Below are 21169 nucleotides of genomic sequence, written 5' to 3' on the forward strand. Positions count from 1 at the left end.
TTCTGAAGGTCGCTGTGTCTTCCTGGCGATTTGCATCGTTATCGCCTCAACATTTGCGAAACTTCGTCGCAGGTGCAGCGGACTAATCTTCCATCAGGCCAGGGTGACGGAGGTCGTCGCGGGGGGGGATGGAGCGCAGTTGGACGTGCGAACTCGTCCATCAGGGTAAAGATTGCGCTGTCTTGGAGCGCCGTGCCTTGTATAGTTGCGCCCCTTGAAATTTCACCTGGCCCATTGGGCTATATATTTTTGATCTGGATTTTTGCAGTAGGAGCATCAGCACATGCAACTGGGGATTATTGGACTGGGCCGCATGGGCGGCAACATTGCACGGCGCCTGATGCTCAATGGGCATGAGACCGTAGTCTTTGACCGCAATACCGATTTCGTCAGTGCCCTGGTCGCCGAAGGCGCCAAGGGTGTCGCCGATCTGCCGGCCCTGGTGGCAGGGTTGCAGCAGCCGCGCGCGGTCTGGGTGATGCTGCCTGCCGGCGCGCCGACCGAGGAGACCATCGAGGCCCTGAGCCAGTTGCTGGAGCCGGGCGACGTGATCATCGACGGTGGCAATACCTACTACAAGGACGACATCCGTCGCGGTCGGGACCTGGCGCAAAAGGGCCTGAAGTACATCGACGTCGGCACCTCCGGTGGCGTCTGGGGCCTGGAGCGCGGCTACTGCATGATGATCGGCGGTGATGCCGATGAAGTGCTGCGCCTCGATCCGCTGTTCGCCGCCCTGGCTCCTGGCATGGGCTCGATCCCTCGGACCAAGGACCGGGTCGCCAGCGACGATCGCGCCGAGCGCGGTTACATCCACGCCGGCCCTGCCGGTGCCGGGCACTTCGTCAAGATGATCCACAACGGTATCGAATACGGCATGATGCAGGCCTTCGCCGAAGGCTTCGACATCCTCCAGACCAAGGGCTCGCACAGCCTGCCGGAAGACCAGCGTTTTGACCTGAATGTTGCCGATATCGCCGAAGTCTGGCGCCGTGGCAGCGTGGTTTCTTCCTGGTTGCTGGACCTGACGGCCGACGCGCTGGCCGGTGATCCCAAGCTTGACGGCTTCTCCGGTTCGGTGGCCGACAGCGGCGAAGGTCGCTGGACCATCGAGGCGGCCATGGAGCAGGCGGTGCCGGTTCCGGTGTTGTCCAACTCGCTGTTTGCCCGTTATCGCTCGCGCGGCCAGGGGACCTACGGCGACAAGATCCTGTCGGCCATGCGCTTCGGCTTTGGCGGCCATGTGGAGACCGGGAAGAAATGACCACCGAGCGAAGGAAGTCCAAGGCGTTGCCGGCGCCGGCGACCACCCTGTTCCTGTTCGGCGCCCGTGGAGACCTGGTCAAGCGCCTGCTGATGCCGGCGCTGTACAACCTCAGTCGCGACGGTTTGCTGGACGAGGGGCTGCGGATTGTCGGCGTCGACCACAATGCGGTGAGCGACACCGAGTTCGCCACCCTGCTGGAAGACTTCCTTCGCGACGAGGTACTGAAGAAACAGGGGCAGGGGGCCAGCGTTGACGCTGGGGTATGGGCCCGCCTGACCCAGGGCATCAGCTATGTCCAGGGTGACTTCCTGGACGATGCTACGTATGACGAGTTGGCGGCGCGGATTGCCGCCAGCGGCACTGGCAACGCGGTGTTCTACCTGGCCACTGCACCGCGCTTCTTCAGTGAAGTGGTGCAGCGCCTGGGCGCCGCGGGCTTGCTGCAGGAGGGGCCCGAGGCGTTTCGTCGGGTGGTGATCGAGAAACCCTTCGGTTCCGACCTGCAGACCGCCGAAGCCCTCAACGCCTGCCTGCTCAAGGTCATGGGCGAGAAGCAGATCTATCGCATCGACCATTACCTGGGCAAGGAAACGGTACAGAACATCCTGGTCAGCCGTTTCTCCAACAGCCTGTTCGAGGCCTTCTGGAACAATCACTACATCGACCACGTGCAGATCACCGCGGCGGAAACCGTCGGGGTGGAAACCCGTGGCAGCTTCTATGAAAACACTGGCGCCCTGCGAGACATGGTGCCCAATCACCTGTTCCAGTTGCTAGCGATGGTGGCCATGGAGCCACCGGCGGCCTTTGGCGCTGACGCCGTGCGCGGCGAAAAGGCCAAGGTGGTCGGTGCCATCCGCCCCTGGACGCTGGACGAGGCCCGTGCCAACTCGGTGCGCGGCCAGTACAGCGCCGGCCAGACAGACGGCAAGACCCTGGCGGGCTACCGCGAGGAAAGCAACGTTGCGCCCGACAGCAATACCGAGACTTACGTTGCGCTCAAGGTGATGATCGACAACTGGCGCTGGGTCGGGGTGCCGTTCTACCTGCGGACCGGCAAGCGCATGAGTGTGCGCGACACCGAGATCGTCATCTGCTTCAAGCCGGCGCCCTACGCGCAATTTCGAGACACCGAGGTCGAGCGCCTGATGCCGACCTACCTGCGAATCCAGATCCAGCCCGACGAGGGCATGTGGTTCGACCTGCTGGCCAAGAAACCGGGGCCGACCCTGGACATGGCGAACATCGAGTCGGGCTTCGCCTACAAGGACTTCTTCGAGATGCAACCGTCCACCGGCTACGAGACCCTGATCTACGACTGCCTGATCGGCGACCAGACGCTGTTCCAGCGGGCGGACAATATCGAGAACGGCTGGCGTGCGGTGCAGCCGTTCCTCGAGGCCTGGAAGCAGGATGCGGCGGTGCAGCTGTACCCGGCCGGTACCAATGGTCCGGAGGCGGGCGATCAGTTGCTGGCCCGTGACGGCCGGGTCTGGCGTCCCTTGGGATGAGCGAGCCGGACCGTTACCCCATAGGCTTTGTGCTCAGCGATGTGGATGGCACCCTGCTGCGTCCGGATCACAGCATCAGCCCTCGCACCCTGGATACCGTGCGCGCCCTGCGTGAGGCCGGCATCGTCTTCAGCCTGGCTTCGGGGCGTCCGCCAAGGGCCATGAGGCAACAGCTCGAAGCCTTTGGGATCGATGTCCCCAGCGCTGGATTCAATGGCGGCAGCATCGTCCATCCCGATGGTCGCTACCTGGTCCGCCATCATGTGCCGGTGGAGGCGGCGGTGACGGCATTGCTGTTGTTCGCGACCTATCCGCAGGTGGAGACTTGGGTCTTCGCCGACAACCAGTGGCTGGTGCGCGACCCGGACGGGCCACTGCTGCCCCTGGAGCAACAGGCCCTGGGCTATGCACCGCAGGTAGTGGACAGTTTCGAGGCGTACCTGCACTGCATCGACAAGGTCGTGGCAGCCAGCAGCGATGTGCGCTTGCTGCTGGAGCTGGAGGTACGGCTGCAACAGCAGACGGCGGGACAGGCCCAGGTTTCCCGTTCACAGCCGCGGTTCCTGGACATCACCGCCGTGCAGGCAGACAAGGGCCAGGCATTGGTCACGCTGGCCGAATACCTGGGGGTGCCCCTGGAGCGCACCGCGGCGCTTGGTGATGGTGGCAACGATCCAGCCATGTTCCAGCGGGCCGGGTTGTCGATCGCCATGGGGCAGGCCGAGGACCAGGTCAAGAGTCAGGCCGACGTGATCACCGGCAGCAATCTGCAAGACGGTGCTGCCCAGGCGATCGAGCGCTATATCCTGCTGCGTTGAGTCTGCAACCGCCTTGGGGTCCTCGCGGGCCCAAGGCAGCCCCTGACAACCCCTTCTATAGCCAGTAACTGACCGCGTACCAGCCCAGTGCTCCCATCACCAGGGTATAGGGCAGGGCCATCCAGACCATGCGTCCATAGGACAGCCGTACCAGGGGGGCGATCGCCGAGGTCAGCAGGAACAGGAAGGCCGCCTGGCCGTTGGGGGTGGCGACGCTGGGCAGATTGGTACCGGTGTTGATGGCGATGGCCAGGGTCTCGAAATGCTCGCGGCTCATCTGGCCGTTGAGGAACGCCTGCTTGACCTCGGTGATATAGATGGTGGCCACGAACACGTTATCGCTGATCGCCGACAGCAGCCCGTTGGCAATGAACAGCATGCCAGGCTGGCTGTCCGCCGGCAGCGCCAGCACCCACTGGATCAGCGGGGTGAACAGCTGCTGCTGGTGGATCACCGCCACCACGGCAAAGAACACCACCAGCAGCGCGGTGAAGGGCATGGCGTCCTTGAAGGCGTTACCCAGTCGGTGCTCGTCGGTGATCCCGGTGAAGGCGGTGATCAGTACGATCACCAGCAGGCCGATCAGCCCGACTTCGGCCACATGCAGGGCCAGGCCAACGATCAGGATCAGCGCCGCCAGGCCTTGTACCAACAATGCTGCACGCTGGCGCGCAGTGCGCTGGGCGTCGTCTTCGGCGGCGTAGTTGGCCAGGACCTGGCGCACGTTGTCCGGCAGCAGGGTGCCGTAGCCAAACCAGCGCAGCTGTTCCAGCAGCATGCACGTCACCAGGCCAGCGGCCAATACTGGCAGCGACACCGGCGCCACCTGAAGGAAGAAATCGGCGAAGTGCCAGCCCATCTCATGGCCGATCAGTAGATTCTGCGGTTCGCCCACTAGGGTACAGACGCCGCCCAGGGCCGTGCCCACGGCGCCATGCATCAGCAGGCTGCGCAGGAAGGCGCGGAACTGTTCCAGGTCGTCATGGTGCAGGGCCGGCATGTGGCGGTCGTCGCCGTAGCCACTGTCCTGGCGCGGATCGTTGCCCGACGCCACGCGGTGATACACCGAATAGAACCCGACGGCGGCGCTGATGATCACCGCCGTGACCGTCAAGGCGTCGAGAAACGCCGAGAGAAAGGCCGACAGGAAGCAGAACAGCAACGCCAGCAGTGCCTTGGAGCGCACCCCCAACAACAGGCGGGAGAACAGGAACAGCAACAGTTCCTTCATGAAATAGATGCCGGCGACCATGAACATCAACAACAGGATCACCGGGAAGTTGTGTTGCAACTCCTCGTACAGCGCCTGGGGCGTGGCCATGCCCAGCAACATCGCCTGGACCAGCAGCAGGCCACCGGGCATCAGCGGATAACACTTGAGGGCCATGGCCAGGGTGAAGATGAACTCGATCACCAGGCACCAGCCGGCAGCCGCCGGGCTGACGCTGAAGAACAGCAGAGGATTGAGCAGCAGGAACGCGACAATGCTTGCCTTGTACCAGCGCGGAGATTGGCCGAGAAAATTATGCGCGAACGCCTGGGCCATTGAGCCGGACATGGGCTGCTCCTTGTAGTGAGAAGCGCGCAAGTTGCCGCAAGCGCCAGGGAGAATCAAGAAACTATGAAATCTTTTGCCACAATCTGCCAGGCCAGCAGCGCCTGTTCGGCCGTCACGAGGCGGCCGGCGGCAAATAACCGTTGACCTTCGAATTTGTCCTGTTCTAGGGTCGCGCCAGGCTGTCGCTCGACTCACGCGGCAGTGTTTCAGGGGTATTGCAGTTTGCCCCCGAAGACCATCCAACCAACAGTAAGGGGGCACGGCCAGGCGGCAGTATTCGGCCTTGCAGGGAAAGCAGGCAAATAAAGGGAATTTCAATGAAAGCGATGCGCAAGCTGGCGGTAAAACTCTGTGTGGGCAGTATGTTCCTGGTTTCAGCAAGTTTGGCGGGGGCTTCGCAACTGGTTCCGGCGCTGGGACTGGCCAATGAACAGTTCGCCAAGTCACCAGGACCCTACACCGTGGCAACCAATGCGGTATTGAGTGATTGTCGTGGTTTGCTGGGTGTGCTGGCACGGATACTGTTGCTGGATAACAACCTCCAATGCAACCAGTCCTTTCCGTATGGTTTCGCCAGTCCCGTTTCAACCAGTGTCTATTATCCGGCCAATATAAAAAGTCTGGACAAGTTGCCGGTGGTCAACTTCGTCGGTGGCATTCTTTCCAACCAGGGGCAATACACCGACATGTTGAGGTTGTGGGCCAGCTACGGGTTCATCGTGGTGGTGTCTTCCGACTTCATCAATACCGCGCCGAGCATGCATGTGCTGGGGGCGGTGGAGCTGAGCAAGCTCAACCAGGACCCGACCTCGCCGCTGTTCGGCAAGGTCGATCTGTCGCGCACCATCGTGGCGGGACACTCGGCGGGAGGCGGGGCCTCGATTCTTTCCTCGAGCCTGATGCCGCAGACCTTGAAGGCCATCGACCCGCAACTGGACTTCATCGGCTCGCTGCCGATCGAGCCCGGCCCCATTGGGCTGGGGTCCACGGTACGTACGCCAACGCTGGTGCTCACCGGGGCGGCCGATGTGGTGGTGCCGGCCTGGGCCTGGCCACGGCTCTGGCAGGGCGGGCTGATCAGGACGGTGCCTGGCTGGAGTGCCACCGCTCATAACGCCACGCATTTCAGCCCGGTAAGAGTCGTCAGGGAAAACGAGTTCGCCGGGATCACTACGGCGTGGATCCTGTACCTGGCCAAGAACGATCCGGCGGCCAAGGCCTACTTCGTCGGCGAGGACTACAAGCTGGCGCGAGACCCGCAGTTCATCCGCCTGGCCTTCAATCCTCTGCGGGTTCAGCGCAACGAAGTAGCCGACGAACTGCAATAGCGTTGCACTAGGCGCGTACTCCCATCGACCGATTGCGCCGGGAACAAGTTCAGAACTGTTCCCGGCACATATGCACTTCTATCTGTTCGGCCCCACAGGCAATCGAACGGTTAATCACATTGGGCAAACTCGGGTGTTTTATTCATGAAAGATTCTTCCGGGACCCTGCGCATATAAGGTATTGGCAAGCCTGCAATAAGTGGCGATATGAAGTTGTTGGTAGGGTCTGGAGTTATTGCAACGCCAGTGTCACTGCATTGTTATTTGAAATGAATACTTTGCAGGCAGCGTTATCTATCGCGTTGCAATCACAAGGACTCAATTCTCCATGCCCAATATTTCACGCAGGAAGCTCTTGCAAGCCGCCGCCATCGGTTCGTTCTTTTCATCTTTGCCGCTTTCGATCCGCCAGGCGCTTGCAATACCGGCGAACAACCGCACGGGAACGATCAAGGATGTCGAGCATGTGGTCATCCTGATGCAGGAAAACCGCTCCTTCGACCATTACTTCGGCACATTCCCCGGCGTGCGCGGTTTCAGCGACCGCTTCACCATTCCCCTGGCCGGCCAGCGCGAAGTCTGGGAGCAGCAGGGCAAGGGCCGGGTGGTCATGCCGTATCACCTGGACAGCACCCGGGGCAACGCCCAGCGCGTCAGCGGAACGCCCCACACCTGGAGCGATGCCCATTCGGCCTGGAGCGATGGGCGCATGAACGCCTGGCCCACCCACAAGACCAGCACCTCCATGGGTTACTACCGCGAGCAGGAGTTGCCGTTCCAGTTCGCCCTGGCCAACACCTTCACCCTGTGCGATGCCTACCACTGCGCGGTGCACGCCGGCACCAACCCCAACCGGCTGTTCCTCTGGACCGGCACCAACGGACCAACGGGCGGGCAGGTGGCTGCGGTGGTCAACGAATGGGACGGCCCCGGGCCGGCCAACGTCGGCTACAACTGGAAGACCTACCCCGAGCGCCTGGAGCAGCAGGGCGTCAGCTGGAAGGTCTACCAGCATCTGCCGGACAACTTCGGCGACAACCCCCTGGCGGGCTTTCGCCCGTATCGCGCCGCCAGCGTCCAGGTGGGCAACCCGGCCCAACCGCCTAGCGGGTTCAATGCCTTCGTGCCCTACACCGATGCGCTCAATGCCGTGGCACCGCTGTACAAGGGCAACGGCAATACCCTGCCAGCCAGCAGCGGCAGCAACCTGGAGGCGATCATTGGCGGTTTTCGCAACGACATACAGGCCGGCAAGTTGCCCCAGGTCAGCTGGATCGTGGCCCCGGCGGCTTATTCCGAACACCCCGGGCCGTCGAGTCCGGTGCAAGGCGGCTGGTTCACCCAGGAGATCCTGCAGGCCCTGACCAACAACCCCGAGGTCTGGAGCAAGACCGTGCTGCTGGTGACCTATGACGAAAACGACGGTTTTTTCGACCATGTCCCGTCACCTTCGGCACCTTCCCAGCGCAAGGACGGCAGTTTCGCCGGCAAATCCACCCTGGGCTTCGACAGCGAGCTGTTCAAGCATCCGGCTCCGCCCGGGTCGACTCAGCAGCCGCGGCCTGACGGCGGTGTCTACGGACCAGGGCCTCGGGTGCCGATGCTGGTGCTTTCGCCCTGGAGTCGTGGTGGCTGGGTCAACTCGCAGGTGTTCGACCACACCTCGGTCCTGCAATTTCTGGAAACGCGGTTCGGCGTTCGCGAGCCGAATATCAGCGCCTGGCGCCGGGCGGTCTGTGGCGACCTGACCTCGGCGTTCAACTTCGTCGATCCCAACCACGAACCGCTGCCAGCCTTGCAGACCACCACCCGCCAGGCGGCCGACAGCCTGCGCCAGCGCCAGGAAAAACTGCTGCCGGTGCCGGTACCGTCCACTAGCCAGCAACTGGCACCACACCAGAAGCGCCTGTCGCGTCCTTCGCGGGCCTTGCCGTACCGATTGCATGTCGACAGCCAGGTGGACCACAAGGCCCGGACCGTGTCCCTGAGCCTGCAGAACACCGGGACCCAGGGAGCCGTGTTCCATGTCTACGACGCCCCGCACCTGGGCGATCTGCCACGGCGCTATACCGTGGAGGCAGGCAAATCGCTGCAGGACAGCTGGACCGTGGTGGAGCGCTATCAGCTCTGGGTGCTGGGCCCCAATGGCTTCCATCGCAGCTTTCACGGCCAGATACAGCAGCGCCAGCCGCAAGTGCTGGTGACTTCCAGCCAGCATCAGTTGCAACTGACCCTGAGCAATCCGGGGGAGCACGCCGTGTCGGTCACGGTCGATCGTTGCCCCTACACCCAGCAGGGCCCCTGGACCCTGTCGATCCCGGCGGGAGGCGAGGTGCGCCAGGTCTTCGCCTGTGAATCCAGCGGCGGCTGGCATGACCTGACCTTGCACAGTGATGGCGGCTGGCTGCGCAGGGTCGCCGGGCGCCTGGAAACCGGCGACCACAGCATCAGCGATCCGCTGATGGGCCAGCCTTGAACAACAGCTTGGAAAAGTTGCCGGAAAACGGCTGGAAAAGATGCTGATTCGATCAGCGAAGAAACTGGCAGGGGCAACTTGCCAGAACTGCAGGGGCAACTAGCGCCGGAACAAAAGGCGTAGCAGGAGAGGGCGGCTGAAGCACTAGCTTAGTTGCAGTGTCAAACAGCGGATCACTCATGTTGGGTGATCCGCTGCTGGTAATGCTTACTTGGGCATGACCCAGGACTGCAGGGTGTAACCGTCCTCGCTCAGTTCGGCACGGGCCTGTTTGAGCAGGTGCTCCAGCTGGGCTGGATCGGAATAGGCGCTGCAAGGAATCTGGGCGTGGCCGATACGGGTGCTGGTACGGTCGATGACGGTCAGGCTCAACTCGCCGTTACCGTCCTGTGGAGCCCAGGCCACGCATTGGAAAGGCTGGAATGCGCGGTCGGCGATCAAAAGTGCTTCGTTGATACGGAGCGGGGCGTTCATGGGGTCTCTCTCTATGTGCCCAATCAAATGACGTGCCGTCGGTTGGGCTTACCGTTCGGCTGGTTATTGGTACTGATGCACTGAGGTAGGGGGCGGGTCACACCGAAAAACAAGTTTTTACATCTTCTGTGTGCAAGCCCCGGGGCAGAGCCCTTAGTTACGGGGTTTTTAAAAAACTACTGCGACAATCGGTCGCTCGAATGCAGACTTGGAAAGGCACTTTAGTTCCTTTGGCAATCAGCGCTATAAGCAATCGATACATTCACGCGTCAAGTTCTTGCTAATGTTACAGCCAGATTTGCCAAACCACTGTTTCTAATAACTTTTCCGCTCTCTGGAGCAAGGAACAGTCATGCTCGAAGCTCCTGTGCAGCGTCGGTTGCTGGTGGTCGATCCCTGTGATGATTGCCATCGCTTGTTGCCCGGTTTGCGCACCATTGGCTGGGATGTCGACAGCTGTGACCTGGAGTCCGCCCGTGAACGCTCCTGCGATGTCGGCTTGCTGCGCCTGCAACCCTTTCACCTGGAACGTCCCGAAGCAGTCAAGGACCTGATCAGCCGCAGCGGCACCGAGTGGATCGCCGTGCTGAGCCAGGAAGTGCTGCGCCTGCAAAAGGTCGGGGACTTCGTCTGCGAGTGGTTCTTCGATTTTCATACCTTGCCGTTCGATGTGTCGCGGGTTCAGGTGACCCTGGGCCGGGCATTCGGCATGGCTCGCCTGAGGGGCCAGGGTTCGGTCCATGTGGACCAGCCCGAGCACGAACTGCTGGGCGACAGTCGTTCGATCCGCGATCTGCGCAAACTGCTCGGCAAACTGGCGCCTACCGAGTCCCCGGTGCTGATCCGGGGGGAGAGCGGCACGGGCAAGGAACTGGTGGCGCGCACCCTGCATCGGCAGTCGCAACGCCATGACAAGCCCTTTGTCGCCATCAATTGCGGAGCTATCCCCGAGCACCTGATCCAGTCCGAGTTGTTCGGCCATGAAAAAGGTGCGTTCACGGGCGCCCATCAGCGCAAGGTCGGACGTATCGAGGCAGCCAACGGCGGAACGCTGTTCCTCGACGAAATCGGTGACCTGCCCCTGGAATTGCAGGCCAACCTGCTGCGTTTCCTGCAGGAAAAACACATCGAGCGAGTGGGCGGCAGCCAGCCGATTCCGGTGGATGTGCGGGTGCTGGCGGCAACCCACGTGGACCTGGAACAGGCGATCACCAGCGGTCGCTTTCGCGAGGACCTGTACTACCGGCTCAATGTGCTGCAGGTCATTACCGCCCCGTTACGTGAACGCCATGGTGACCTGGGCATGCTGGCGAGCCACTTTGCACATTTCTACAGCCAGGAAACCGGGCGCCGGCCCCGCAGCTTCAGCGAGGATGCCCTGGTGGCCATGGGCAAGCACGAATGGCCGGGCAATGTCCGTGAACTGGCCAACCGGGTACGCCGGGGCCTGGTCCTGGCCGAGGGACGGCAGATCCAGGCCAGTGATCTGGGCCTGCAGGGCCTGTCAGCCCAGGAAGCGCCCATGGGCACCCTCGAGGACTATAAGCACCGCGCCGAACGCCAGGCCCTGTGCGACGTGCTGAACCGCCACAGCGACAACCTCAGTGTCGCGGCCAGGGTCCTGGGGATCTCGCGCCCGACCTTCTACCGCCTGCTGCACAAGCACCAGATCCGCTAGGGCGGAAAAAAACCAAGGCCCGGCGCGATTGGGGAATCGCGGCGGGCCTTGGTCCGGGTGGGGGCGGGGTCAGAAGTAGTAGGGGAATTTCAGGCTGAAGGTGAAATCCGGGGCGTCCTGGGTCATGCCCAATGACAGGTTGGGCACGATGGTCAGGTGGTTGGTGGCGGCGATGGTCATGCCGACGTTGAAGTAGGCGGCATTGGCATCGCTGGACTGCACGGACTGCCAGTCCTGGCCGTCATACTTGATCTTGCTCTTGCGCTGGATCTGGTCGGAGACCGAGAAGGCCATGCTCATCTTCTCGTTGAGGGCGAAGGCCACACCGGCACCGATCTGGAAGCTGTCGCCCAGCTTGACCTTGCCGGGCGCCTTGTCGGAAGGGTTCGGGCTGATGTCGCTGAACGAGTCTTCCATGTTGTAGGTGTAGGACAGGCTGCCGAAGAGCACCGCCGGGTCGAAGGTCTTGACCAGGGAAATCCCCGGGGTGATGGCCCAGACGCCGTTGCCGGTCGGCAGGCTTTCCGGTACCGCCAGGTTGCTGTTGTCCTCTTTGGGTACAAACTTGATGCCGAAAGGGTCCTTGCCGGTGGGCGCCTTGACCCGCAGGCTGACCACGGCGTCGGGCAGGCTGTCGGATTCGTCGAGGAACTTGTAGGCGACCCCGACGTTGACATCGCCCAGCGTCGGGTTGCGGGTGACCGTATCTTCCGAGATCTGCCGCCCGGAACCACCACTGGCACCGGCGGACGAGTACGTCGATTCGCGGTAGATCACCGGTGCGTTGATATCGAACTGCCAACGGTTGTCCAGGTTATAGCGGGCGGTCAGGTCCATGGTCCAGGTATCGGACTTGATCCGGTCCAGGTTGATGCTGCCCAGAAAGATCGAATCCAGGGCCAGGAAGCCATTGAGGGTCAGCTGGCGCGTGTCGTAGCGGGCATAGGACAGGCCGGTCTCGAAGCTGAACTTGCCGCCGCCGAAGAAGCCGCTGGCCTCGTCATAGAGGTTGGTCACACTCTGGGCTGGAGTCGAATCATCCTTGAGCGACTGCCCGTAACTGGCCCCACCACCCGCGCCGCCGGAGGCTGCATTGGCCCCGGTGCCCGCCACTTGCTGGTTGCCCTTGAGTTCGGAAGGCGATTTCACCAGGCGTTTGGGCGGTGGGGCGGCAGGCTGGTCCTCGACCTGGCGGACCCGCTGCTCCAGCACTGCCAGGGCCTTCTGCTGCACTTCATAGCGCTGCTTGAGCTCCAGGAGTTCGCGTTTCAGGGCCTCGACGTCCGATTCAGGCGCTGCGTGCAGCGCCACCGGCAAGAGGGTGCTCAGACATACCACCGCGCGCAGTGAAACCGATCGATACATGAAATAAACCGTCCTTTGTAAACCCCAATGGTCGAGAGCAGCGTAGTTCAGAATTTCAAGTTGCGTAGGCCGTTGAGCGTGGTCAGGTTGCAGTCCAGCGCACCGGTGCTGGGGCCGTTGTTCTGCAGCACTACATTGAGCTGGGTGAGGTTGTTCACCAGGTTGCTGTTGCCCAGCAGCCGGGTGTTCTGCAACACGTTGCCCTGGGCCACTTGCTGCAAGGTGCTGCCCTGGTTGGCGCTGGCCTGGATCGCCATCTGGACGCCACCGTTGAGGGCGGAGACCGAGACGCTGCCTGCCGCATTGCTACCGGTGATGGTCTGGCCGCTGAGCAGGGCCTGGCCCGCATTGCTGGCCAATGCAGGTGCCTGGTTGGCCTCGCTGACGTTGATGCTGACGTTGTTGTAGGCGCCGTTGCCATCCCCCGCGGCCCGCACTACCTGCGTCACGCCCTGGCCGGAGCCCAGGCCGGCACCGCCGATCACGTTGCCGGTGCCCTGGGAGGGCGTGCTGCCGTTGCCGGTCTGGTTGATGGTGGTGACATAAAATTGTGGTTGCACAGTGGACTGCTGGATCTGCAGGGTGCTGCTGGCGCCAATCAGATCGCCACTGGCATTGCGCCAGGTGCTGCTCATGACGACACCGAAGCTGATGATCCGTCCGGGCATGACATAACGGCCGCGCAATTGCGACAACTCCTGGTCCTGCACTTCGATGGGCCGGAAACCCGCATGGGCCGGAAGCGCTGCTGCCAGGCAGGCCGCCGCCAGCCAGTATGAAGTCTTCATCTGCTGCTCCCGGAGCATCCTGCCCCTTTTTTAGTGGTCTGGGCTTCTAGAAGAAGTCGCTCTGGATGAAACCGAAATCCATCAGCTCCGCGTCTTTGACCGGGTAGAAGCCGTCGAGCTTGCTTTTGGCGGTCAGCGGGGAGGGTGGGTCGAGCAAGGCGTTGGTCTTGTCATAGCCCGGGCCGATGATGGCGAACACGATGCCGTTCCAGCCTTTGACGAAATCGTCACGGGTATAGCGTTTGTGGCCCAGGACCGGGTCGCCGATGTATACCCAGTCTTTCTGGGTCCGCTGCAGTACCACGAAGTGCTTGTAGCCACGGATGTCCATCAGCACCACCACGGGGATGCTCACGGCTTCGAGCTTGTCGGGCGGAATCCGGTAGCCCCGGGCGCGCATGCCGATGCTTTCGGCGTAGCGCTTCATGTCCAGCATGGAAAAACCCTGGGTCTGCACCAGTTGGTGGTCCGAGGTGGTCAACATGCCCTTGATCACATGTTCCTCGTCGACATCCAGCCAGTAGGCCTGGCGCAGGATGGTCGCCAGGGCGGCGGCACCGCAGCTGAAGTCGGTTTTCTGCTCGACGAGGTTGCTGAATTTGCGTTCACGCACACTTTGTACGTTCTTGAACAGCAAGCCTCCATCGGGGAGGCCGGCAAATGCCATTTGCGCTGCGTGCACCGGGCCACACAGGCTCAGCGCCAGAATAAGGATTGCAGTACGCATGATCGTCACGCCTGGTAAGACTGTGGAAAAGCCCCGTTTCCGGGGCTTTCGTTACGATCGCGACTACATGCAGGCTTTGCAGCCGGCGGCGATGGACAGCGAGTTGCTTTGTTGGTTGCCCACGCCAGCCGAGACGTTGGCACCACCGTTGCCGGAGAAGCCGTTCATCGAGTTGGTCATGCTGGCGTTGTTGACCACTGGGGCTTTCCAGCCGTCTTTGGTCAGCACTTGCTGGGTCCAGTAGCCAGCCAGTTCGACAGTGCCTTGTTCTTTGAAGGTGAGTTTCTGATCGTCGTTGTCATGGCCTTTGTTGCCATAGCCATGGCCATGATCGTCGCTTTCGATCTTGCCGCTGCCGGTGCCTTTGTAGGTTCCGGAGGCTACGAAACCGCCACTGAGGGTGTCTTTCTTGTAGGCCTGGACACCTTTGTTTTCCACGACCAGGTTGGTCGAGGACTGGTTGGCCGACGTTGCAGCGGTCGCTACACGGCCACCGGACACGGCAATTGCCAGGTTGTTTTTCTGTTGGTTGAAGTCGCCAGCGGTGACGTTCATGCCCAGGTTGCCGGAACCGTTGTTGCCGGAGTTGTTGAGCACGGCGTTGTTTTGGGTCGAGGAGTTTTTCACGTAGTTGTTGTCGTTCATCTGGGTGGCGCTGGACACGGCGATAGCGCTACCGAAGATGAAGCGTTCATCGGCAGTGGCCAGGGCGGCGGCGTTGTCTTGTTGGTTGCCATCGCCGGCGGCGACGTTGGCGCCCATGTTGCCATTGGAGCCGTTGAGCGAGCCCTCGATCTTGGCGTTGTTGTTGGTGCCCTGGTTTTTCACCACGTTGGTGTTGCTGTCTTGTACGTCGATCACTGCAGCACCGGCCCCGGCGGTGATTTGCAGCAGCGTGTTGAGATCCGGACCTTGATTGCCGTGGCCATTGTCATGACCGTGGTGACCGTTATTGTTCCCACCTGCCTGGGCAGCCATTGCCATGACGGCGGCCAGTGCGAAAACCAGTGGTTTGAGAGCCATTGTTGGTTTCATGGTGTTTCTCCGGTGCTTATTAGTTGGTTAAGTGTTGGTACTTTCCAATCGCACTACGAAGGGTCAATCTGCGACCCGGATGCTCAGGGTGTTGGCCATCTGGTTCCCCACCCCGGCACTCTGGTTCACCTGGACGACTCCCCGGCTGCCGGTGAAGGCCTGGTCGCTGGTAACGACCTGGCGGCTGCCTTGATGGGTATCAGGTGCGCCCGAGCTTGGTAACAGCGCGACGTTCTGCTGAGAAAGCGCGCTGTCGTCCATGCCTTGCGGATTGGCACTGATGCTGATCCGCAAGGCATTGACCATCTGGTTGTTGGCGCCGGACGACTGGTTCACGCCCAGGGCGCCGTTGCCATTGCTGAAGGAATTGCCGCCGATGGTGCTGCTGGCATTGACCGAGCGGTCGGCTGGCGTGGTGATCTTCTGGTTGACGCTGGTGCTGGCCCCGACCTGGGTGCCGATGGCGATGGCCCGCACGTTGGCCTGCTGTTGCTGGTCGCCGGCGGCCTGGTTGATGTTGAGATTGCCTTTGTAGCTGGAGCCGGAATTGCTCAGGGTTGCGGTGTCCTGGACCTGGCTGCCGCCGTCGGCCATGGCCGAGGCGCAGCCCAGAAGGGCCAGCAGGATCAGTGAAGACTTCATCTCAACGGCCTCCGATGTTGTTCAGGGGCGCCATGGCGGAGCCGATGGAGCGGTTGATCGAGTTGGAGATCGAGGCGCCGGAACCGCCGCCGTGCCCCGCGCTCATGCCGGGCAGGCCATTGGGGTTGGTGACGGTATTCATGCCGGCCATGCCGTTGCCGGTGGGTAGCACCGCACCGCGCACCAGGGCTCCACTGCTGACGCCGGCGAAATCGCTGTCGCTCATCTCGCCATTGGTCATGTTGGTGACCACCGCCGAAGGATTGCTGTTGACGGTCGTGGGATGGGTATCGAGATTGCGCGAGCGGCCGATGGCCGTTGTGTGCACCTGGCGCTCAAGGACGATTTCGCCATTACCTGCCGCGAGGGCCGGAATGCTGGGTACCGCGCTGATGGCACAACCGATCAGCAAGAGGCGGGTGAAACTTTTATGCAGAGTCCCCACGGCGGCATTCCTTCTTATCAGTGCTGGCCCTAGTCAGCGTTGGGAAGGAGAGAGCAGAAGCCGTGCCGCTTTTTATTTATTCCCGATAATCAAAGACTTGGAAAATTTCACAGCGAATGGCCACCGCATCTGTTTCAAATCCGAGACAGGGTCAAGGCAAGGCCATTGGCCATAACCGGTGCGGTGCTCTGGCATGGGGGTTGTCGAGGGGCTGTATCATTGGCGTGACAGTTTGCCGGGTGGCTGGCGCCGGTCCCGGAAAATGGCGGCTTGCTCACAGGGCGAGTGTTTCAGAAATGGACACTGGGGTGGCTGGGGCTTCAATCCAGCAGGCACTGGCCAACCCACTCGAAAGCCTGCTTGCGGCGTGCCGACCAATCGCCGCCGATGACCCGATAGGGTTGTTGGTGCTGGTCCAGCCAGCGGCGCGTGTCCTCGAAGAAGGCCTGGCGCTCTTCCAGTTGCGGCTGGCAGCGCAGGCCGTCGGCGCTCCAGGGCACCTGTTCCGGCGACAGCAGCAGGTGCAGGTCGTAATGCCGGGCCAGCAGTTGTTCTTCGAGCCAGCGAGGACAGTCGTTGAACAGCGCCTGGCTCCAGAGGATGTTGCTCAGCAGGTGAGTGTCGAGGATCAGCAGCGCTGGCTGCCGAGCCCGGGCCTGATCCTCCCAGGCCAGTTGGCCGCGGGCGATCTCGGGGATGTCGGCCAGGCAGGTGTCACGGCGTTCCTGCTCGATGAAGTGGCGCACGTACTCGCCCACCAGCAGGCCACCGAAGCAGGCTTGCAGTTCAGCCGCCAGCCAGCTCTTGCCGCTGGATTCCGGGCCAGTCAGGACCAGTACCTTCACGATTGCAGGGCCGGATCGGCACGCCAGGTGCGCCAGCCCTGGATGGCCAGCAGGGTGAACAGGGCATACAGCGCCGCGGTCAGGTACAGCTGCTTGTAGACGAACAGGCCGACGAAGATCACGTCCACCGCGATCCACAGGGGCCAGCATTGCACGCGCTTCTGGGCCATCCACCACTGCGCCACCAGGCTGAAGGCGGTCAAGGCTGCGTCGAGCCAGGGTTGCGCGGCGTCGGTCCAGTGGGCCATGGCCGCTCCCAGCAGCAGGCTGCCGAGAGCACCCAGGGCCAGGCCCTGGAGCAGGGCCTGAGATTTCAGCTGGCTGACCGGGCGTCCGCGATGCTGCTCACCGCCACGGGTCCATTGCCACCAGCCATAGAGCTGCAGTACGGCGTAGACCACCTGCAGCAGCATGTCGGAATAGAGTTTGACCTCGAAGAAGATCCAGCTGTAGAGCAGCACCATGACCAGGCCGACCGGCCAGCACCAGGGGTTCTGCCGGACTGTCAGCCAGACGGCGATGACGCCGAGCGCGGCGGCAAACAGTTCAAGCCCGGACATGATGTATTCCTTGGGGAAATGAAGGAGGGGGCGGATTGTACCCAGACTGGGGAGCGGACGTCAGGTGTCGGTTGAATCCGCCTGCGCACCGAGCGCTGGCGGATTCGAACCGGGCTGCGGGGTCAGACGCGGAACTGCCGGAGCAGGTTGTTGAGCTGTTCGGACAGCTCCTTCAAATGACGGCTCGCGGCGCTGGAGTGCTGGGCCGCCTGGGCTGTTCCCTGGGACAGGCCGGCAGCCTGGCCGACGTTGTGGTTGATGTCTTCGACCACATGGGCCTGTTGCAGCGTGGCACTGGCAATCGAGGCGTTCAGGTCGTTGAGGGTACGCAGGGCCTGGCCGATGGCAGTGAGGCTGGTCCCGGCCAGCCCGGCCTGCTCGATGGTCGCCTGGGAGGCCCGGCTGCTGTCGCCGATCACCCGCACTGCCGCCTCGGAATGATTTTGCAGGCGTTCGATCATGCCCTGGATTTCCGCGGTGGATTGCTGGGTGCGCTGGGCCAGAAGGCGTACCTCGTCGGCCACCACGGCAAAACCGCGTCCCTGTTCACCGGCGCGAGCGGCCTCGATGGCAGCGTTCAAGGCCAGCAAGTTGGTCTGCTCGGCGATGGAGCGGATCACTTCCAGCACCGAGCCGATCTGGGTGCTCTCGGCGGCCAGGGTGCGGATTACCTCCACGGCCTGGTCGATGGTCCCGGAAAGCTGGTCGATCTGCTGCAGGCTGCTGTCGATGTTGACCTGGCCCTGCCGGGCCCGGACCTCGGCTTCGCGGACTTCTTCGGAGGCATGTTCGGCGCTGCGCGCGACGTCCTGTACGCCGGTGGTGACCTGGCTGATGGCGGCGGCCACTTGGTCCATCTGCAGTGATTGTTGCTGGCAGCGTTCCTGGGCCCGTGAAGCGTTGCTGCCCAGGTCACTGGACGATTGCGCCAGGGCGGCGGCGCTGGATTGCAGCTCGGTCACGACCCCGCGCAACTTGGCGGTGAAGCCGTTGAAGTGCCGGGCCAGTTCGGTGACTTCGTCCTGGCCGTGGGTGTCCAGGCTGCGGGTCAGGTCGCTCTCGCCGCTGGCGATGTTGGCCATGGCGTGCACCGTTTCGCGCAGCGGGCGCACGATGCTGCGCACGATCAGTACCACCAGCGCGCCCATCAGCAGGGCGATCACCAGGCCTACGGAAGAGGCCCGCAGCACCTGGGCCTGGAACTCCTGTTGCAGGTCATCGATGTACACCCCCGAGCCGATGATCCAGCCCCAGGGCTGGAACAGCTGGATATAGGAAGTCTTCTGTACCGGATCCTGGGCGCCAGGCTTGGGCCAGCGGTAGTCGACCATGCCGGCGCCCTTGCTCTTGGCCAGGGTCACCATTTCGTTGAACACCTCGAAGCCGTCCGGGTCCTTGATCGAGGCCAGGTTCTGCCCATCCAGCTTGGGGTTGGCCGGGTGCATGATCATCACGGGTGTCAGGTCGTTGATCCAGAAATAGTCGTTCTGGTTGTAGCGCAGCCCGCGGATCGTCTGCAGCGCCTGCTGCTGTGCCTGCTCGCGGCTCAGGCTGCCGGCGGCCTCCAGCCCCTGGTAGTAATTCAGCACGCCGGCGGCGGTCTGGACTACGTGCTGGGTTTTCTGTGCCTTGGCCTGGTACAGGTCCCCGTGAATCTGCTGGAGCATCATCACGCCCAGGATCACCAGGGTCAGTACCGCCACGACCAGGATCAGCCACAGGCGCTGACTGATGGACATTTTTCGCAAGCTATTCATTATCCGGTCACTCCAGCTTCTTGTTCTTGTCATGAACGACTCCGAGCATCCAAGCACGCTTGTTCATGGGCGCCAACCCTACGGAAGTCCAATAACACCGCGACGCGTTTTGCGCCTGTCTGATAGGATTTCGGCGCCTTCCTGCAAAACCTGAAGATTTCTGGCTTTTTCACAGGATTTTCATGGGTTTGTGCTGATATTGAGAGCGCCGGGTTCTCGGCTAAGCTCGACGCAGTGAACGTTATGACTATTAAAAAAGAGGCATGCCATGAGCGTGCCTCGTTGGGGGATTGATGGACTTTTGGACCGCCGCACAAGCATTGATACTCGGGGTCGTCGAAGGCCTGACGGAGTTTTTGCCCATCAGCAGCACCGGGCACCAGATCATCGTGGCCGACCTGCTCGACTTTGGGGGCGAGCGGGCAATGGCCTTCAACATCATCATCCAGCTGGGGGCGATCCTGGCGGTGGTCTGGGAGTTCCGGCGCAAGATCCTGGACGTGGTGATCGGCCTGCCGACCCAACCCACGGCCCGGCGCTTCACGGCCAACCTGCTGATCGCCTTCTTTCCGGCGGTGGTGCTGGGAGTGATCTTCGCGGACCTGATCCATGCCTACCTGTTCAACCCCATCACCGTGGCCACGGCCCTGGTGGTCGGCGGTATCATCATGCTGTGGGCCGAGCGCCGGGAGCACCAGGTGCATGCCCAGACCGTGGACGAGATCACCTGGCAAGATGCCCTCAAGGTGGGGTTCATCCAGTGCCTGGCGATGATCCCGGGCACTTCGCGATCCGGTTCGACCATCATCGGCGGGCTGCTGTTCGGCCTTTCGCGCAAGACGGCCACCGAATTCTCGTTCTTCCTGGCCATGCCGACCATGGTCGGCGCTGCGGTGTATTCCGGCTACAAGTACCGGCACCTGTTCCAGCCCGATGACCTGCCGGTGTTCGCCATCGGTTTCGTCACCGCCTTCATCTTCGCGATGATCGCAGTCAAGGGCCTGTTGAAGTTCATCGCCAGCCACAGCTATGCAGTGTTCGCCTGGTACCGCATCGCCTTCGGTCTGCTGATCCTGGCCACCTGGCAGTTCGGCTGGGTTGACTGGGCGGCGGCCAAGGCGTGAAGACTTCCCGGCGTGAGCAGCGTCCAGGCAATGGTGGGCGGATCCAGCACCCCCAGGCCAAGCTGCTGGTGTTCCTGCTGTTGTGTGCCTTGCCGCTGTTCGGGGCCCTGTCCCTGTGGTGGCGGGGTGGGTCGATCATTGCACTGGTGGCGTATGGGGCGGTCAGTCTGCTGACCTTCCTGCTGTATTGGCACGACAAGCGTCGCGCGCAAGAGCAGGGCCAGCGTACGCCGGAGAATGTCCTGCATGCCCTGGAGCTGGCCGGTGGCTGGCCCGGGGCCTTGCTGGCGCAACAGCTGCTGCGGCACAAGACCCGCAAGTTGTCCTATCAAGTGCTGTTCTGGCTGATCGTGGCCCTGCACCAGGTGTTCTGGATCGATCGGCTGTTCCTGGACAGCGGGTGGTCGAGGCTGTTCTAGAGCAGCAACCCAACCTGCGTCCGCTTGGGCAACTTGGCTACCACCAGTTGATGGGAGCGCTGCAGCAGCTGCTTCAGCTCGACGGCGGCAAGGGGGTAGGGCACCTGCATGATGATCCAGTGGGCCCGGGCCAGGTAAGGTGCCGGGGCGATGCCCGGGCGATCCACGTGACCCAGGAACAGTTCCGGGTCGACCTTGAACGCCAGCGAGTCACCGCGCAGGTTCTGCACGGCGAACATCTTGTTGCCGGCGATGGAAAATACCCGGACACCCCCCCATTTGTAGTCCTCCTGCGCGCCTGGCAGGTCCAGGCAGAAGCTGGCGACTTGCGCTTCGCTCATCGGGGGCGTGG

Annotated in this window: 20 protein-coding genes; 8 read left to right on the top strand and 12 right to left on the bottom strand. The window is 62.3% G+C overall.

The genetic code is table 11. The annotated features are described in order from the left end of the window. Window positions 1-283 precede the first annotated feature (283 nt). From gnd to LGQ10_RS02800, 3 genes are read left to right on the top strand one after another with little or no spacing between them, the layout of a single operon-like run. A complete protein-coding gene (gene gnd, locus LGQ10_RS02790; protein ID WP_058433521.1) occupies window positions 284-1264 on the top strand; it encodes a phosphogluconate dehydrogenase (NAD(+)-dependent, decarboxylating) in 981 nt (326 codons plus the stop codon). Beyond that, entirely contained in the window at window positions 1261-2778 is a 1518-nt protein-coding gene (zwf, locus tag LGQ10_RS02795) for a glucose-6-phosphate dehydrogenase (protein ID WP_226524614.1), read from the top strand. Before gnd ends, zwf begins: the two co-directional genes overlap by 4 nt. Beyond that, window positions 2775-3596 carry a Cof-type HAD-IIB family hydrolase gene (locus LGQ10_RS02800; RefSeq protein WP_058433519.1) on the top strand — a complete coding sequence of 274 codons (822 nt, stop codon included), beginning with the start codon at window positions 2775-2777 and terminating at the stop codon, window positions 3594-3596. Before zwf ends, LGQ10_RS02800 begins: the two co-directional genes overlap by 4 nt. Window positions 3597-3651: 55 nt before the next feature. Here LGQ10_RS02800 and nhaB read toward each other — a convergent pair whose 3' ends face one another. Further along, window positions 3652-5154 (bottom strand): sodium/proton antiporter NhaB, encoded by a 1503-nt coding sequence (gene nhaB, locus LGQ10_RS02805; RefSeq protein WP_226524615.1) that lies wholly within the window; start codon window positions 5152-5154, stop codon window positions 3652-3654. Window positions 5155-5471: 317 nt separating this feature from the next. Between nhaB and LGQ10_RS02810 the strand changes: the two genes are divergently transcribed. Together LGQ10_RS02810 and LGQ10_RS02815 are read left to right on the top strand one after the other, a co-directional pair. Further along, window positions 5472-6482, top strand: coding sequence for an adenylate cyclase (locus LGQ10_RS02810; protein ID WP_413247581.1), 1011 nt, complete (start codon window positions 5472-5474; stop codon window positions 6480-6482). 328 nt (window positions 6483-6810) lie between these two features. Next, entirely contained in the window at window positions 6811-8958 is a 2148-nt protein-coding gene (locus LGQ10_RS02815; RefSeq protein ID WP_226524616.1) for a phosphocholine-specific phospholipase C, read from the top strand. A gap of 207 nt (window positions 8959-9165) precedes the next feature. Here LGQ10_RS02815 and LGQ10_RS02820 read toward each other — a convergent pair whose 3' ends face one another. After that, entirely contained in the window at window positions 9166-9432 is a 267-nt protein-coding gene (locus LGQ10_RS02820; protein WP_058436139.1) for a hypothetical protein, read from the bottom strand. 352 nt (window positions 9433-9784) lie between these two features. Between LGQ10_RS02820 and LGQ10_RS02825 the strand changes: the two genes are divergently transcribed. After that, window positions 9785-11110, top strand: coding sequence for a sigma-54 dependent transcriptional regulator (locus LGQ10_RS02825; protein WP_058436138.1), 1326 nt, complete (start codon window positions 9785-9787; stop codon window positions 11108-11110). Window positions 11111-11179: 69 nt separating this feature from the next. On the opposite strand, the gene LGQ10_RS02830 is transcribed toward LGQ10_RS02825, so the two are convergent. The 9 genes from LGQ10_RS02830 to LGQ10_RS02870 form a co-directional block, all read right to left on the bottom strand. After that, entirely contained in the window at window positions 11180-12475 is a 1296-nt protein-coding gene (locus LGQ10_RS02830) for a hypothetical protein (RefSeq protein ID WP_226524617.1), read from the bottom strand. A 47-nt stretch (window positions 12476-12522) separates the two neighbouring features. Next, on the bottom strand, window positions 12523-13263 hold the full coding sequence (locus LGQ10_RS02835; RefSeq protein WP_226524618.1) for a hypothetical protein: 741 nt from the start codon (window positions 13261-13263) through the stop codon (window positions 12523-12525). Window positions 13264-13309: 46 nt separating this feature from the next. After that, entirely contained in the window at window positions 13310-13990 is a 681-nt protein-coding gene (locus LGQ10_RS02840; protein WP_226524619.1) for a C39 family peptidase, read from the bottom strand. 63 nt (window positions 13991-14053) lie between these two features. Next, window positions 14054-15025, bottom strand: a complete 972-nt coding sequence (locus LGQ10_RS02845; RefSeq protein WP_226524620.1) for a heme utilization protein — start codon at window positions 15023-15025, stop codon at window positions 14054-14056. A gap of 63 nt (window positions 15026-15088) precedes the next feature. Beyond that, complete coding sequence (locus LGQ10_RS02850) at window positions 15089-15667, bottom strand: adhesin (protein WP_226524621.1); 579 nt, start codon at window positions 15665-15667, stop codon at window positions 15089-15091. Window position 15668: 1 nt separating this feature from the next. Beyond that, the gene (locus LGQ10_RS02855; protein ID WP_058436224.1) at window positions 15669-16112 is read right to left on the bottom strand and encodes a hypothetical protein; all 444 of its coding nucleotides are present in this window, start codon (window positions 16110-16112) and stop codon (window positions 15669-15671) included. 320 nt (window positions 16113-16432) lie between these two features. Beyond that, the gene (locus LGQ10_RS02860; RefSeq protein WP_058436223.1) at window positions 16433-16957 is read right to left on the bottom strand and encodes an AAA family ATPase; all 525 of its coding nucleotides are present in this window, start codon (window positions 16955-16957) and stop codon (window positions 16433-16435) included. Further along, window positions 16954-17517, bottom strand: a complete 564-nt coding sequence (pnuC, locus tag LGQ10_RS02865; RefSeq protein ID WP_058436222.1) for a nicotinamide riboside transporter PnuC — start codon at window positions 17515-17517, stop codon at window positions 16954-16956. Before pnuC ends, LGQ10_RS02860 begins: the two co-directional genes overlap by 4 nt. Window positions 17518-17639: 122 nt before the next feature. Further along, window positions 17640-19274 (bottom strand): methyl-accepting chemotaxis protein, encoded by a 1635-nt coding sequence (locus tag LGQ10_RS02870; protein ID WP_226524622.1) that lies wholly within the window; start codon window positions 19272-19274, stop codon window positions 17640-17642. Window positions 19275-19567: 293 nt separating this feature from the next. On the opposite strand from LGQ10_RS02870, the gene LGQ10_RS02875 reads away from it, so the two are divergent. Together LGQ10_RS02875 and LGQ10_RS02880 are read left to right on the top strand one after the other, a co-directional pair. Further along, on the top strand, window positions 19568-20398 hold the full coding sequence (locus tag LGQ10_RS02875) for an undecaprenyl-diphosphate phosphatase (protein WP_058438912.1): 831 nt from the start codon (window positions 19568-19570) through the stop codon (window positions 20396-20398). Next, window positions 20395-20817, top strand: coding sequence for a DUF1294 domain-containing protein (locus tag LGQ10_RS02880; protein ID WP_226524623.1), 423 nt, complete (start codon window positions 20395-20397; stop codon window positions 20815-20817). Before LGQ10_RS02875 ends, LGQ10_RS02880 begins: the two co-directional genes overlap by 4 nt. Here LGQ10_RS02880 and LGQ10_RS02885 read toward each other — a convergent pair. Then, window positions 20814-21158, bottom strand: coding sequence for an MmcQ/YjbR family DNA-binding protein (locus tag LGQ10_RS02885; protein WP_226526079.1), 345 nt, complete (start codon window positions 21156-21158; stop codon window positions 20814-20816). The two genes, LGQ10_RS02880 and LGQ10_RS02885, sit on opposite strands and share 4 nt — an antisense overlap. Between the last annotated feature and the right edge of the window lie 11 nt (window positions 21159-21169).

Origin of the sequence: Pseudomonas sp. L5B5 (assembly GCF_020520285.1) — a bacterium.
In the GTDB taxonomy this organism is placed as follows: domain Bacteria; phylum Pseudomonadota; class Gammaproteobacteria; order Pseudomonadales; family Pseudomonadaceae; genus Aquipseudomonas.